At 67.4% G+C, this 14,092-nt stretch carries 12 protein-coding genes; all 12 read right to left on the bottom strand.

Going from position 1 to position 14,092, the window contains the following annotated elements; translation table 11 throughout:
• Nucleotides 1–6: 6 nt before the first annotated feature.
• Nucleotides 7–225, bottom strand: a complete 219-nt coding sequence (locus tag WV31_RS16620; protein ID WP_145980890.1) for a hypothetical protein — start codon at nucleotides 223–225, stop codon at nucleotides 7–9.
• Between the two features lie 160 nt (nucleotides 226–385).
• Nucleotides 386–3,142: an ATP-dependent DNA helicase gene (locus WV31_RS16625; protein WP_085374618.1), complete on the bottom strand. Its 2,757-nt coding sequence runs from the start codon at nucleotides 3,140–3,142 to the stop codon at nucleotides 386–388.
• A gap of 40 nt (nucleotides 3,143–3,182) precedes the next feature.
• Nucleotides 3,183–4,658, bottom strand: a complete 1,476-nt coding sequence (locus tag WV31_RS16630) for a bifunctional metallophosphatase/5'-nucleotidase (protein WP_085374619.1) — start codon at nucleotides 4,656–4,658, stop codon at nucleotides 3,183–3,185.
• Between the two features lie 42 nt (nucleotides 4,659–4,700).
• Complete coding sequence (locus tag WV31_RS16635) at nucleotides 4,701–5,276, bottom strand: peroxidase-related enzyme (RefSeq protein WP_085374620.1); 576 nt, start codon at nucleotides 5,274–5,276, stop codon at nucleotides 4,701–4,703.
• A gap of 15 nt (nucleotides 5,277–5,291) precedes the next feature.
• The gene (locus WV31_RS16640) at nucleotides 5,292–5,744 is read right to left on the bottom strand and encodes a PaaI family thioesterase (protein ID WP_085374621.1); all 453 of its coding nucleotides are present in this window, start codon (nucleotides 5,742–5,744) and stop codon (nucleotides 5,292–5,294) included.
• Nucleotides 5,745–5,865: 121 nt separating this feature from the next.
• The gene (locus tag WV31_RS16645; RefSeq protein ID WP_085374622.1) at nucleotides 5,866–6,681 is read right to left on the bottom strand and encodes a universal stress protein; all 816 of its coding nucleotides are present in this window, start codon (nucleotides 6,679–6,681) and stop codon (nucleotides 5,866–5,868) included.
• Nucleotides 6,682–6,698: 17 nt separating this feature from the next.
• On the bottom strand, nucleotides 6,699–7,835 hold the full coding sequence (locus WV31_RS16650; RefSeq protein ID WP_085374623.1) for an acyl-CoA dehydrogenase: 1,137 nt from the start codon (nucleotides 7,833–7,835) through the stop codon (nucleotides 6,699–6,701).
• Nucleotides 7,832–9,016: an acetyl-CoA C-acetyltransferase gene (locus WV31_RS16655; RefSeq protein WP_085374624.1), complete on the bottom strand. Its 1,185-nt coding sequence runs from the start codon at nucleotides 9,014–9,016 to the stop codon at nucleotides 7,832–7,834. Before WV31_RS16655 ends, WV31_RS16650 begins: the two co-directional genes overlap by 4 nt.
• A 97-nt stretch (nucleotides 9,017–9,113) precedes the next feature.
• Nucleotides 9,114–10,604 (bottom strand): aldehyde dehydrogenase family protein, encoded by a 1,491-nt coding sequence (locus WV31_RS16660; protein ID WP_085374625.1) that lies wholly within the window; start codon nucleotides 10,602–10,604, stop codon nucleotides 9,114–9,116.
• Between the two features lie 3 nt (nucleotides 10,605–10,607).
• On the bottom strand, nucleotides 10,608–11,831 hold the full coding sequence (locus WV31_RS16665) for a phenylacetate--CoA ligase family protein (protein WP_085375621.1): 1,224 nt from the start codon (nucleotides 11,829–11,831) through the stop codon (nucleotides 10,608–10,610).
• Between the two features lie 110 nt (nucleotides 11,832–11,941).
• Nucleotides 11,942–12,766 carry an ABC transporter ATP-binding protein gene (locus WV31_RS16670; protein ID WP_085374626.1) on the bottom strand — a complete coding sequence of 275 codons (825 nt, stop codon included), beginning with the start codon at nucleotides 12,764–12,766 and terminating at the stop codon, nucleotides 11,942–11,944.
• A 67-nt stretch (nucleotides 12,767–12,833) separates the two neighbouring features.
• Nucleotides 12,834–14,072, bottom strand: a complete 1,239-nt coding sequence (locus WV31_RS16675; RefSeq protein ID WP_085374627.1) for an ABC transporter substrate-binding protein — start codon at nucleotides 14,070–14,072, stop codon at nucleotides 12,834–12,836.
• Nucleotides 14,073–14,092: the final 20 nt, after the last annotated feature.

The following is a 14,092-nucleotide window of genomic DNA, read 5'->3' on the forward strand; positions in this document are numbered from 1 at the left end:
CGAAAGTCAGCCGGGAACCATCTCATGAGGGTGGCGGCCATGCTCGGCCAGCAGCGAGGCGCTCAGGATGGTGCAGTAATCGCCGAACTCGCACGTCTTGAGGCGCGGGCAGGCCAGAATTTCACGGGTGAACTGGATCAAGGCCTGCGGATCGTCCGCATCGATCAAGCGCTGCCCGGTGTCCGAGACCAATCGGAATGTGCAGTCTGGGGTTCGCAGCGTCATGGACGCCTCTGTCTCTCAAATAATCCGAATCGCCACTTCTGTGGCTCGGCTCATGGAAAAATTATACCTAAGGTGATTATTTAGATAAAGGCATATTCATTAGTGGTGCAAAATAATACTTACGAATTAAGCAAAAGACGTCGGAAAATTCCGTAAAATTTTATGCATCCGATGGCTCCAGCAGGTGCCTGCATTGCCGGACCGCTTCCGCCAGCCCGACCTTCAGCGGCTCGACGCCCGGCGGAAAGGCTCCGAACAGGCGGGACGGCATCATGGGGTCCAAAAGGACGAAGACGCCCCGGTCGTCGGCGCGGCGCACCAGCCGGCCGAAGGCCTGCTTCAGGCGCAGGCGGGTGATCATGTCGTCATAGGCCCTGCCGCCGAACTCGGCGCGCCGCGCCTTGTGCAGGATGTCGGGGCGCGGCCACGGCACCCGGTCGAAGACGATCAGGTGCAGCGAGCGGCCGGGTACGTCGACGCCGTCCCTCACCGCGTCGGTCCCCAGCAGGCAGGAGCGTTCCTCGGCGCGGAAGATGTCCACCAGGGTCGAGGTGTCCATGTTGTCCAGATGCTGGGCCAGGAGCGGCAGGCCGGCATCCTCCAGGGGCGCGCTGATGCGCTTGTGGACGGCCTTCAGGCGCGAGATGGCGGTAAACAGGCCCAGCGCTCCGCCGTTTGCGGCAAAGAACAGCTCGCGATAGGCCGCCGCCACCTGGTCCATGTCGTCCTTGCGCACGTCGGTGACGATCAGCACCTTGGTGCGGGCGGGATAGTCGAAGGGCGAGGCCACCTCGGCGCGCACCGGGGCCGACGGCAGGTGGATGGCGCCGGTGCGCCGCTCGGCCGCCCGCCAGTCGGTCTCCACGTCGCCCGACCCGTCTTTGAGCGTCGCCGAGGTGACGACGACGCCGTGGGCGGGCTCCACCACCACCTTGGCGAAGGGCTGGGTGGGATCGATCCAGTGGCGGTGCATGCCGGTGTCGTAGTCGCGGCCGTCGATCCGTTCCACAGAGAACCAATCGATGTACTGCCGATCCATGGAGCCGCCCTGGACGATGCCGTCCAGCATGCCCTTCCACCCGGCCAGCGGCATCAGCACCCGTCGCTCGATGGAGCGGCAGATACCTTCGATGCGCGACCGCGTGGCGGAGTCCAGTTCCGCCGCTTCGTCGTCCAGCAAAGCGGCCAGCGCCTTGGCCAGCACCTGCAGCGGCAAGGCGATGCGCCCCAGGGCGGCGGCCAGGGCGGCGGCGGCTTGCGGAAGGCCCTCGATGGGGGCGGTGGTCTCGGTCTCCAGGCTGTAGGGGGAATCGGGATGGGCGGCGCGGGCATAGACTTGGCGGCGAAGAAGGGCCAGGAAGGCCTCGGCCGGTCCCTGGGGCTCGCCTTCGGTGATGCGCGCCATCCAGCCGGGGCCGGGCAGGGCGCGGGCGGCGGCCAGGGCGGCGTCGAGGGAGGCGATGGCGTCCTCGGACCCGCCCACCAGATCCTCGGCCCGGCGGTGCAGCCCGCGGGCGCGGGACCGGGACGCCATCTCGCCCTCGGGGCCCAGGATCCAGCGCCGCACCTCGGCGGCCTCCAGACCGGTGAGGTGGGCGGAAAAGGCGGAATCGGCGGCATCAAAAACGTGATGGCCCTCGTCGAACACCAGCCGGGTCGGCTGGGTGCCGTCGTCCAGGCCGCCGAGCGCCGCCTGGATCATCACCAAAGCGTGGTTGGCCACCACGATGTCGGCCCGGCGCGCCCGGCGCACGGCGCGCTCGATGAAGCATTTGCGGTAATGGACGCAGGCCGAAAAGATGCACTCGCCCCGCCGGTCGGCGATGCCAAGGGTGCGGGCGCGGCCCAGCACCTCGGTCAGCCAGCCGGGGAAGTCGCCGCCCACCATGTCGCCGTCACGGGTGGCCAGCAGCCAGCGGGCCATCAGGCCCAGGGCGGCGGCATCCTGGCTGCGGTTGCGGGTGACCATCTCCTCGTAGTTCAGCAGGCAGGCGTAGTTCTCGCGGCCCTTCCTGATCACCACCTTGCGCGCCTTGTCGTGCGGATTGGGGAACAGGCGGTCCAGTTCGCCGTCCAGCTGGCGCTGCAGGTTGCGGGTGTGGGTGGAGATCCACACCGGCGCGCCGTTCTTCTCGGCCCACAGCCCGGCGGGCGCGATGTAGCCCAGCGTCTTGCCGGTGCCGGTGCCGGCTTCGGCCAGCACCAGATGGGGATGGCCTTCCGCCTCGCGCGGCAGGAAGGCGCGGCTGACCGCCGAGGCGTAATCGGCCTGGGTCGGGCGCTGCTCGGCCCCTTCGCCCAGCATCCGGGCCAGGCGGGTGCGGGTCTCGGCCGGGTCCACCGGAATGTTGCCGGGTGGCGGCTCGGGCGCGTATTCGGTCCATTCGGGCAGGCGGTCCCAGACGCGCAGCGCCCCGCCGCCGCGGCCCGAATCGCCCTGGACGCCCAGGGCGGCCAGCACCGCGTTGCCCCAGCCCCAGCCGCCCCGGGCCATCATCCAGGCCAGGCCGCGCGTATCGACGGCCTTGGCGGCGGTGTCGGCGTTGGTCCGCGCCGCCAGTTCCTCCAGCAGGCGGCGGGTGCCGGTCATCAGCGCCTCGGCCTCGTCCTCCAGGTCGGCGGGATGGGGCAGTCCCATGGCATCGGCCAGCCCGCGCGGCGTGGGCAGGCAGAAGCGGGCGGGCCGCACGAAGGCGAAAAGCTCCAGAATGTCGAGGCGCAGGAAATCCTCGATCCCAAGACGCGCCGCCACCGCCGGGCCATGGCAGATCAGCGGGCTCTCGTTCCTGGCATAGCGCGCCGCCTCACTGCGCGACAGCCGCCTGAACTCGCCGTCGGGCTCCAACGCCACCGCACCCCGAATTCCGGCGACCAGCACCGGGACATGGGGCAGCACTATGCGGGACGGGGCGGACATGGCCGGAGACTACAGGGAGAACGGATCGGGGACAAGCACCCTACCGCACCGCCTTGACCCGCCCCTCCACCTTGGGCGCCACGGTGCCCTTGGCGGCCACATGGTCGGCGACCACGTTGACCAGCAAGGGCGCGGCCTCGGCGTTGACCAGGACCTTGCCCTCCTTCAGGGCGCCATAGCCGTCGCCGCCGCCCGCCAGGTAATCGGTGGTGGCGAGACGGTAGCGGCGTTTGGGGTCCAGGGGCTTGCCCCTGGCCATGGCCTTGACGATGCGTTTGCCCGGCGGGCGGGCGGGGTCGTAGGTGATGGACAGTCCCGACACCTGGGGGAAGCGCCCGGCCTTGGCCTCCACCGCCGACAGGGTGAATTCCAGCACGCCCAGCAATTGGGCGCCGCTGATCTCCACCAGCATCACGGTGTTGCCGAACGGCATCTCGGACAAGAGGTCGCGCCGGGTCAGCGCCTGGCCCGGCTGGTACTGGCGGTTGCCGCGCAGGCCCCCGCCGTTGATCAGCGCCATGTCGGCGCCGAAATGGGCGGACAGCGCGTCGGCCACCAGATTGCCCAGCGCCGCCTCCTCGCCCCGCACCGTGGTGGTGCGGCTGTCCATGGGGGTGGCCAGCGTCGCCAGATTCACGTCCAGCGCCTCGCCCAGCAAAGCGTCGGTCCTGGCGACCAGTCCGGCCAAGGCGGGGGCGGGGGCTTCGCCCTGAACCGGAAGGAAGCGCCAGCCCAGAGTGCTGATCGTGGTGGGGCCGGTCTTGCCCGGATCGGGGCGGTCCACCAGCAGCTCGGCCATGGCCACCCAATGGGCGTCATGGCCGGCTTTGAGCACCAGCGGGCCGTTCTCCAGGATGCTGATGGGGTCGTGGTCGTGGCCGCCCAGCACCAGGTCGACACCCTTGACCGCGCCGGCCAGCTTGCGGTCGTCGTCCAGGTCCAGATGGGTCAGCGCCACCACGACCTCGGCGCCCTGGGCGCGAAGCTGGCCGACCACGGTTTCGGCGGTGGCGCGCTCGTCGGCGAAACGGGCGCCCTCGGCGGTGGACATGCGGGCGGTGGCCCGGGTCAGGACGCCGACGAACCCCACCTTGACCCCGCCGATCTCGGCCAGCAGCAAGGGCTTCACGCCCTCCACGCCGTCGATGTTGGAGCCCACCCAGGGGAAGGTGGAGGCCTTGATCCGGGTGACGAAATTGGCGGTGCCGAAATCGAATTCGTGGTTGCCGGGCACGGCGGCCACCGGGGCCAGGGCGTTGAAGAACTCCACCATATGGGCGCCCTTGGTGACGTTGGACGCCAGCGAGGGGCTTAAGAGATCGCCGCCGAAGGTGAAGACCGGGTTGGGATGGCGGGGCTTCTCACGCTCCAGCACGGTCATCAGCTCGGCCAGCCCGCCCTTGCCCTCCACGGGGCGGTATTCGTAGATGTCGTTGACGTGCAGGAAGGTCAGCCGGACCTGCTCGGCCACGGCGTCTTGCGTCCAGGCCGCCAAGGCCAGGACGGCGACGATCATCCGCATCTTCATGGTGCCCCCGATGAAACTAAGCGATGAAACTCAGCGGTCCATCTTGTGGTATTCGGGATTGGGCATCATGTCCAGCCCGTGCGCCATGCGGTTGGTGTAATTGAAGAAGGCGGCGGTGTCGGTGATGTCGAAGATGTCGGCGTCGGAGAAGCCGGCATCGCGCAGGCTGGCCCGGTCGGACTCGGCGATATCGTGGGGGGTCTTGGTCAGCTTCCAGGCGTAGTCCAGCATGGCGCGCTGGCGGGGCGACAATTCGGCCACGCGGTAGTTCATCACCATCATCTCGCCCAGCTGGGCATCGCCGGACAGCTGGCGGATGGCCTGGCCGTGGGCCACCAGGCAGTAATAGCAGCGGTTGGCCGAGGAGACGACCACGGCGATCATCTCGCGCTCCAGCTTGGAAAGACCAGAATCCTCGGCCAGCATCAGCTGGTTGTAGAAGCGGGTGAAGGTGCGGAACTTCTCGGGCCGCGCCGTATAGGCCTGCAGCACGTTGGGCCGCATGCCCAGCTTTTCGTCGCACTTGGCGAAATAGCCGGCGATGTCGTCGGGATAGTTCGCCGGCGAGGGCAGGTCGATGCGGACGATATGGTCGGGCTGGGGCATGAAAGGCTCCGGAAGTTACGCCGGGTCGGGGGAATCCGCCAGGCAGATCATGGTGGCCAGCATGGTCGCCACCAGGGTTTCCCGGCCGCCTTCCACTCCGAACACGTCGGAGCGCACCACGATCAGGGTGCGGCCGGGCTTGATGACCTCGGCGCGGGCGACCAGTTTCTCGCCCTTGGCGGGGCTCAGCAGGTTGACCTTGAACTCGGTGGTCAGCACCGCCGATCCCGCCGGCATCAGGGAAAAGGCGGCATAGCCGGCGGCGGTGTCGGCCAGCGTGGTGGTGGCCCCGGCATGGACGAAGCCGTGCTGCTGACACAAATCGGGGCGGGTGGGCATTTCCAGGGTGCAGCGCCCCGGTTCGAGGTCCGCCATGCGCGCCCCGATGGTGGCCAGAAACGCCTGCCGGGCGAAACTGGCCTCCACCTTGGCGCGGTAATCGGGGTCCTTGGGCGTGAAGTGCGTCACGTCCTGTCATCCCGAGCGAAGGCGAGGGATCTCATCCTGGTCCGCGGGTGCCAAGTCGGAAACCGTGCTCCAGGCGGAGATTCCTCCTCCCGATGGTCGTCGGAATGACAGGCTAGGGACATCAATTGCTCATCAGCACCGGAACGGTCATGTGGGCCAGCACATAGCGGGTGCCGGTACCGCGCTTCAGGGACAGGCCGTAATGGCCGTGCGCGCCCATGACCACCAGATCGGCGCCCAGGTCGCACAGGCGCGACAGCAGCATGTCCATCTTGCCGATATGCTCGCCGGCCAGCCGTTCGGCATTGGCATTGATGCCGCAGGCGGCCAGATGGTCGATGACGTCCACCTGGGGCACTTCGCCCATGCTGGCGGCGGCGTCGTCGGAGGGGCCGCGCAAGCTGAGCACGGTCACCGACTTGGCGATGGCCATCAGCGGCTTGGCGTCGTTCAGCGCGCGCACCGCTTCCTTGCCGGCGTTCCAGGCCAGGGCGATGCGTTCGCCCACGCTGGGGAACACGCCGGTATGGGGGATCACCAGCACGGGACGGCCGCAATGCAGGATCACGTGCTCGACCATCTCCTCGGGCACCAGCTTGCTCTTGGGCTCGGACTGGCCCATCACCACCAGATCGGCGTAGCGGGCGCAGAACATGGTCTCGCTCACCACGTGGCCGGGCTCGCCATGGGCCAGCTGCCACCAGCGCGACGTGACGCCGGCGGTGGCGCAGGCCTGGTTGAACTTCTCCTTGGCGGCGTCGCGGGCCTGGACCAACTGGTCGCTGGCCTTGTGGGCGACGGCGCTGGGGCGGTGGCTCTCGGTGCGGGCGAACAGGCCGGTGAGCCGCGCGCCGAAGGTCTTGGCCAGTCCGACGGCGATGTCCAGACGGGCGGTGCAGCGTTCGCTGTCGTCGATGTGGACGAGAATGTCTTTCATGCGTGCTATTCCCCTACCTATTCCGTCGCCAGCGCGCGGGAGATGACGAGGCGCTGGATGTCGCTGGTACCCTCGTAAATCTGACAGACCCGGACGTCGCGGTAAATGCGTTCCACCGGGAAATCGGCGAGATAGCCATAGCCGCCGTGTATCTGGATGGCGTCGGAACACACCCGTTCCGCCATCTCGGAGGCGAACAGCTTGGCCATGGAGGCCTCTTTCAGGCACGGCCTGCCGGCATCGCGGAGCGTGGCGGCATGCAGCACCATCTGCTCGGCCACCTCGACTTTGGTCGCCATGTCGGCCAGGCGGAAGGCCACGGCCTGATGCTCGAAGATGGGCTTGCCGAACTGCTTGCGCTCACGCGCATAGGCCAGCGCGTGGTCCAGCGCCGAGCGCGCCATGCCGACGCTTTGCGCCGCGATGCCCAGCCGCCCGCCTTCCAGATTGGCCAGCGCGATCTTCAGGCCTTCGCCTTCCTCGCCCAGGCGGTACGACGCCGGGATGCGCATGTCCTCGAAGGCCAGTTGGCAGGTGTCCGACAGGTGCTGGCCCAGCTTGTCCTCGACGCGCACCACGGTGAAGCCGGGGGTGTCGGTAGGCACCACGAAGGCCGAGATGCCGCGCTTGCCCGCACTCGGGTCGGTGACGGCGAAGACGATGGCCACCTGGCCGTTTTTCGCCGTGCTGATGAACTGCTTGGCACCCGACAGGACGTAATGCTCGCCGTCCTTGCGTGCCCGGGTGCGGATCGAGGCCGCGTCGGAACCCGCTTCCGGCTCGGTCAGGCAAAAGCAGCCCAGCTTCTCGCCCCTGGCCATGGGACGCAGGAACTGTTCCTTCTGGGCGTCGGTGCCGTAAGACAGGATGGGCATGCAGCCCACCGAGTTGTGGACGCTCATGATGGTCGACAGCGGCCCGCAGCTGGCGGCGATCTCCATCACCGCCATGGCGTAGGAGACGTAATCGGTGCCCGCCCCGTCCCATTCCGGCGGCACCACCATGCCGAGGAAGCCCAGCTCGCCCATTTCGGCGATGGCGTCCCTGGGGAACAGGTGCTCGCGGTCCCACAGGGCGGCGTTGGGGGCCAGTTTTTCGCGCGCGAAGGACCGCGCCATGTCGCGGATGAGCTGTTGTTCTTCCGTCGCGATCATGCCAGTTCCACCATCATGGCGGTGGCCTCGCCGCCGCCGATGCACAAGGACGCCACGCCGCGCTTCATGCCGTACTGTTTCAGCGCCGACAGCAGGGTGACGATGATGCGCGCCCCCGAGGCGCCGATGGGATGGCCCAACGCGCAGGCGCCGCCATGGACGTTGACCCGCTCGTGGTCGAGCTTGAGGTCATGCATGGCCGCCATGGTGACCACGGCGAAGGCCTCGTTGATCTCCCACAGGTCGACGTCGCCGGCCTTGGCTCCCACCTTGTCCAGCAGCGCCTTGATGGCTCCGACGGGGGCTGTGGTGAACAGGTTGGGGGCCTGGGCGAAATTGGTGTGCCCTAAGATGGTGGCCAGCGGCTTCAGGCCGCGTTTGGCGGCTTCGGACGCCCGCATCATCACCAGGGCGGCGGCGCCGTCGGAAATGGACGACGAATTGGCCGCCGTCACCGTGCCGTCCTTGGCGAAGGCGGGCTTGAGCGTCGGAATCTTGTCGGGCATGGCCTTGCCCGGCTGCTCGTCGATGCTGATCAGGACGTCGCCCTTGCGGCCCGCCACGGTGACGGGGGCGATTTCGGCGGCGAACGAGCCCTCGGCGATGGCCTTCTGGGCTCGGCTCAGCGAGGCCAGCGCGAAGCCGTCCTGGGCCTCGCGCGAGAACTTGTAGGAACGAGCGCATTCCTCGGCGAAGGTGCCCATCAGACGCCCCCGGTCATAGGCGTCCTCGAGGCCGTCCAGGAACATGTGGTCCAGCACCTTGCCGTGGCCCAGGCGATAGCCGCCGCGGGCCTTGTCCAGCAGGTAGGGGGCGTTGGACATGCTTTCCATGCCGCCCGCCACCATCACCTTGGCGGTGCCGGCCGCCAGCAGGTCATGGGCCAGCATGGCGGCCTTCATGCCGGAGCCGCAGACCTTGGAAATGGTGGTGCAGCCCGCCGAACGCGGAAGGCCCGCGCCCAAGGACGCCTGCCGCGCCGGAGCCTGGCCGACGCCCGCCGGCAGCACGCAGCCCATGAACACCTCGTCCACCTGATCGGGCGCGATGCCGGCCCGCTCGACCGCCGCCTTGATGGCGACGGCGCCGAGGGCCGGGGCGGCCAGCGAGGCGAAGTCGCCCTGGAAGCCGCCCATGGGGGTGCGGGCGGCGCCGACGATGACGATGGGGTCGGTGGTCATGGCTTGGTCCTTTACAGTCCGGCGTCACCCCCGGGCTCGCCCCGGGGGTCCATGGATGCCCGGGTCAGGCCCGGGCATGACAGGAAATGGGAGGCGCTCACTTCATGTTGAAGATGATGGTCTTCTTGTGGGTGAAGTGCTCCAGCATGGATTCCAGCGAGGCTTCCTTGCCGATGCCCGACGTCTTGACGCCGCCATAGGACAGCGTCGGCTGGACGACCAGGTTCTGGTTGACCTGGACGAAGCCGGCTTCCAGGCGCCTTGTGGCGTCCATGGCGACCTTGATGTCCCGGGTCCAGATGGAGGCGGCCAGGCCGTATTCGGAATCGTTGGCCTGGGCGATGACCTCTTCGTAGTCGTTCCACTTGATGACGGCGCAGACGGGTCCGAAGATTTCTTCCTGGCACAGGCGGTCGGAATTCTTCATGCCGGTGAAGATCACCGGCTGGACGAAGCGGCCCTTCTTCAGCTTCGGGTCCGTGGGCATGGACGAGCACACATGCTTGGTGGCGCCCTTGGTCTCCTCGCCGATCTTGATGTAGCTGCGGACCCGCTCCAGCTGGCCGTCCGAGACGATGGTGCCGATATCGGTCTTCTCGTCCAGGGGGTCGCCCATCACCATGGCGTCCACCTTGGCCTTCACGCGGGCGACGAACTCGTCATGGATACTCTCGTGCACGAACAGGCGCGAGCTGGCGGTGCAGCTCTGGCCCTGGCGGGTGAAGCGCATGCCGGCCAGGGCGCCGGCGACGGCCTGATCCATGTCGGCGTCGGCGCAGACGATCATCGGGCTCTTGCCGCCCAGTTCCAGGGTGACGGGGATCAGCTTCTCGGCCGCCGCGCGATAGACGATGCGCCCGGTCTCCACCGAACCGGTGAAGCTCACCTTCTTGACGTCGGGATGTTCGACCAGCGGCGCGCCGCATTCGGGGCCGAAGCCCGACAGCATGTTGAACAGGCCAGGGGGCAGCACGGTGTTCATGATCTCGGCGACGCGCAGCACGGTGAGCGGCGCCTCTTCCGCCGACTTGACGATGACGGCGTTGCCGGCGACCAAAGCGGCGGCGGCCTTCATGGCCATCAGCAGCAGCGGCACGTTCCAGGGAATGATGCAGGCCACCACGCCCACCGGCTCCCTGACCGTGACGGTCAGCATGTCGGGGTTGAAGGGGATGGTCTCGCCCTTGAGCTCGGAGCCCAGGCCGCCGAAGAAGGTGAACATGTCGGCCAGCACCCCGGCCTCGACCCGGCTTTCGGTGCGGAGCGCCTTGCCGGTCTCGAGCGCCACCAGGCGGCCCAGTTCCTCCACGTGGTTGGTCAGCACCCGGCCGCATTCGGCCACCAGCTTGCCTCGGCTTCGCGCCGGAAGCCTCGCCCATTCCTTCTGGGCGGCCTTGGCGGAGATGACGGCGGCATCCACGTCCTCCTTGGTGCCGAAGGCGGCGGTGCCGATGATCTCGCCGGTGGCGGGATTGTCCACCTCGAAGACCTCGCCGCAACCGGCGGCGACGAACTTGCCGCCGATCAGGTGCTTGGCCGAAAGCTGCTTGGCCAGCTTGAAGGGATCGAGTTCAGGCGTGAGGGTCATGGTTCAGGCTCGCTTGTCTTGGATGACGATGCCGTCGTTGGGCAGGCTGCCGGGGGTATGGAACACCACCTCGGTCTTCAGCTTGCACAGCGACTGGAAGGAATCCTTCAGCGCCGCGTCCAGGCCGGTGGCGCTGGTCTCGACATGGAGGGTCAGGCGGTCGTTCTCGCCGTCTTTTTCCACCACCAAGCGGGTGCGGATCACCTCGGGGTGGCGCTTGGCCACCTCGGCGATCTGGCGGGGATGGACGAACATGCCCTTGATCTTGGTGGTCTGGTCGGCGCGGCCCATCCAGCCCTTGAGGCGCATGTTGGTGCGGCCGCAGGGCGACTGACCGGTCAGGATGGCCGACAAATCGCCGGTGGCGAAGCGGATCAGGGGGTAATCCTGGTTGAAGGTGGTGACCACCACCTCGCCCACCTCTCCCTCCGGCACCGGGTCGCCGGTGCCGGGGCGCACGATCTCGACGATCACGCCCTCGTCCACCACCAGGCCCTCGCGGGCACGGGTTTCATAGGCGATGAGGCCGAGATCGGCGGTGGCGTAGCACTGGGTGACGTCGACGCCCAGGTCCTTCAGGGACTGGCGCAAGGGAGGCAGCAGCGCCTCGCCCGAGACGCAGGCCTTGGTCAGCGAGGAGTGATCCAGGCCCATCTCCTCGGCCCGCTCCAGGATGATCTTCAGGAAGGACGGGGTGCCGCCGTAGCCGGCGGGTTTCAGGTCGGCCACCGCCTTGGCCTGCTGGTCGGTGTTGCCGACGCCCGCCGGAAACACCGGACAGCCGAGCGCGTGCGCCCCGGTCTCGAACATCACGCCGCCTGGCGTGAAGTGATACGAGAAGCAATTGTGCATCAGATCGCCGCGGCGAAAGCCGGCGGCATAGAGCGCCCGGGCGATGCGCCACCAGTCGTTGTCCCAGCCCTCGGGGTCGTAGATGGGGCCCGGCGAGGCGAAGACGCGGCGCAGTTCACTCTTGGGCGTCGCGATCAGCGAGGCGAAGGGCGGATCGGCCTGCTGGGCGTCGATCAGTTCGGATTTCCTGGTCACCGGCAGACGCGCCAGGGCGGCACGGTCGGTGACCGCGCCCGGGTCCACCTCGGCCAGCAGACGGGCAAAGGCGGGGGAATCGGCCTTGGCCAGGGCGATCTGGGCGGGCAGGGCTTCGAAATGGGCCGCCTCGCGCTCGTCATCTGAGCGGGTTTCCAGGGAATCGTAGAATTCGGTCATGCTTCCCATCATTCCTCCGTCACCCCCGCGAAAGGCGGGGGTCCATGGTTCCGCCATGGAGTTGTTGACGCATGGATTCCCGCTTTCGCGGGAATGACGATTTCCTGAGTCTACAGCCAGCGCTTGCGGCGCTTGTATGATTTGAGATTCTTGAACGATTTGCGCTCCTTGTCGCCGCCCAGGTAGAACTCCTTGACGTCCTCGTTGTTGACCAGGTCCTCCTTGGCCCCGTCCAGCACGATCTTGCCCGATTCCATGATGTAGCCGAACTGGGCGATCTTCAGCGCCATGCGGGCGTTCTGCTCCACCAGCAGCATGGTGATGCCGGTCTCGGCGCACAGGGTCTCGATGATGCCGAACACCTCTTTCACCAGCAGCGGCGACAGGCCCATGGAGGGTTCGTCCAGCAGGATCATCTTGGGCCGGGCCATCATGGCGCGGCCGATGGCCAGCATCTGCTGCTCGCCGCCCGACAGATAGCCGGCCAGGCCGGTGCGTTCCTTGAGGCGGGGGAAGTAGTGGAAGACCTTCTCGATGTCGTCCCTGACCGCCGTGCCGCCGTCCTTGCGGGTGAAGGCGCCCAGGCGCAGGTTCTCGATGACGGTCATGTCCTCGATGATGCGCCGGCCCTCCATCACCTGGAAGATGCCGCGCCGGACGATCTCCTCGGGGGCGCGGTTGGCGATCTCCTCGCCCATGAAGGTGATGTTGCCGCGCGTCACCTCGCCGTCCTCGGTGCCGAGCAGGCCGGAGATGGCCTTCAGCGTCGTGGACTTGCCGGCGCCGTTGGGACCCAGCAGGGTGACGATCTTGCCCTTGGGCACGTCCAGGCTGACGCCCCTCAGGACCAGGATGACGTCGTCGTAGACCACCTCGATGTTGTTCACCGAGAGGAGGATTTCCTCGGGGGCAAGCTTGAGAGCGGGTTCAGCCATGGCCGTATCCAATTCCCTTGAATAAGTGACGGGAGGCGGCTTTGGCCGCCTCCCGTTTTCGCGTGACTTACCAGCCCAGCCATTCCTTACGGCGCGGGATATCGGCGGTGTAGACCTGCTTCATGCCGATGGTGCCGCCCTTGGTCGAGGCCTGGTAGACCTTGACCGTGGTGGTGCCGCGATGGTCGTCGCCGGTCCAGGTGGACGGCAGGCAGACGCCTTCCAGGCCGGCCGGCACCCAGTCCTTGGCATGGGTTTCCATGGCCTTCTTGATGTTGGGGCCGTTGATGCCGCCGGCCTTGGCGGCGGCCTCCATGGCTTCCTTCATGTAGTAGACCGAGCAGATGGCGCGGATGTAGTGGACCGGACGGGCCTCGGCGCCGGTGGGATCGGAAATCTTGGAGATCTCCTTCACCAGCTTCATGCCGGGGGTGTCGTCGTTCCAGGTGGCGGCGCCCACCACCCAGACCAGCTTGTCGGCGGCCTCGCCGGTGGCCTTGAGCGAGCTTTCGTCGGTGCCCCAGATGTTCGCCAGGAACTGGGTGGTGACGCCCACGGTCTCGCACGACTTCAACAGCGAGATGGTCGAGCCCGAGGTGTTGCCCAGATAGGCGTAATGGGCGCCCGATTCCTTCAGGGACAGGCACTGGGCCTTGAAGTCGCCGGGCTTCAGCGAGTACTGGATCTCGTTGCCGATATCGAAGCCCAGCTCCTTGGCATAAGCGCCGCAGGCCATCTTGGGGGCGTTGGGATAGGGGTGGTTGTCGCCCATGTGGACGAACTTGGGCTTGCCCGACCCGCCCTTCTTCTTCCAGTCCTCATGCGCCCACTGGACCAGGCCGCGGCAGGCGTCGGAATAGCTGGGGCCGTAGAAGAAGTTGTAGGGCGCGCCCTTCACCGAGGTGGCGCCCTTGGGATCGGTCAGGTGGCCGGAATAGGACGCCGAGAAATAGGGAATCTCGTCCTTGGCCACGGAGCTCACCAGCGCTTCGGTATCGCCGGTGCCCCAGCCCTGGATGGCGGTGGCCTTGGTCGAGCCGGTCAGCTTCTTGTAGGCCGCCATGGCGCGCGGCACTTCGTAGGCGTAGTCCACGGTCTCGAAGATGATCTTCTGGCCCGCCACGCCGCCATTGGCGTTGATGTAGTTCATGGCGTCGGCGATGCCCTGGCCGTAGGGCTTGCCCACCGCCGAGGTGGCGCCGGTGATGTCGGCGATATGGCCGACCAGGATGCCGTCGGCGGCCATGGCCGCTCCGGCGGACAGCAGGGCGGCGACAGCGGTTCCGGCGAACAGGGTATGCTTCATCGTGTGATTCCTCCCATGAA

It is taken from the genome of Magnetospirillum sp. ME-1 (assembly GCF_002105535.1).
In the GTDB taxonomy this organism is placed as follows: Bacteria; Pseudomonadota; Alphaproteobacteria; order Rhodospirillales; family Magnetospirillaceae; genus Phaeospirillum.

Bases quoted from the DNA above. Each gene is read 5' to 3' on its own strand.
- WV31_RS16620 (WP_145980890.1), bottom strand. From the start codon at position 225: ATGACGCTGCGAACCCCAGACTGCACATTCCGATTGGTCTCGGACACC.
- WV31_RS16625 (WP_085374618.1), bottom strand. From the start codon at position 3,142: ATGTCCGCCCCGTCCCGCATAGTGCTGCCCCATGTCCCGGTGCTGGTC.
- WV31_RS16630 (WP_085374619.1), bottom strand. From the start codon at position 4,658: ATGATCGTCGCCGTCCTGGCCTTGGCGGCCTGGACGCAAGACGCCGTG.
- WV31_RS16635 (WP_085374620.1), bottom strand. From the start codon at position 5,276: ATGCCCCAGCCCGACCATATCGTCCGCATCGACCTGCCCTCGCCGGCG.
- WV31_RS16645 (WP_085374622.1), bottom strand. From the start codon at position 6,681: ATGAAAGACATTCTCGTCCACATCGACGACAGCGAACGCTGCACCGCC.
- WV31_RS16650 (WP_085374623.1), bottom strand. From the start codon at position 7,835: ATGATCGCGACGGAAGAACAACAGCTCATCCGCGACATGGCGCGGTCC.
- WV31_RS16655 (WP_085374624.1), bottom strand. From the start codon at position 9,016: ATGACCACCGACCCCATCGTCATCGTCGGCGCCGCCCGCACCCCCATG.
- WV31_RS16660 (WP_085374625.1), bottom strand. From the start codon at position 10,604: ATGACCCTCACGCCTGAACTCGATCCCTTCAAGCTGGCCAAGCAGCTT.
- WV31_RS16665 (WP_085375621.1), bottom strand. From the start codon at position 11,831: ATGACCGAATTCTACGATTCCCTGGAAACCCGCTCAGATGACGAGCGC.
- WV31_RS16670 (WP_085374626.1), bottom strand. From the start codon at position 12,766: ATGGCTGAACCCGCTCTCAAGCTTGCCCCCGAGGAAATCCTCCTCTCG.
- WV31_RS16675 (WP_085374627.1), bottom strand. From the start codon at position 14,072: ATGAAGCATACCCTGTTCGCCGGAACCGCTGTCGCCGCCCTGCTGTCC.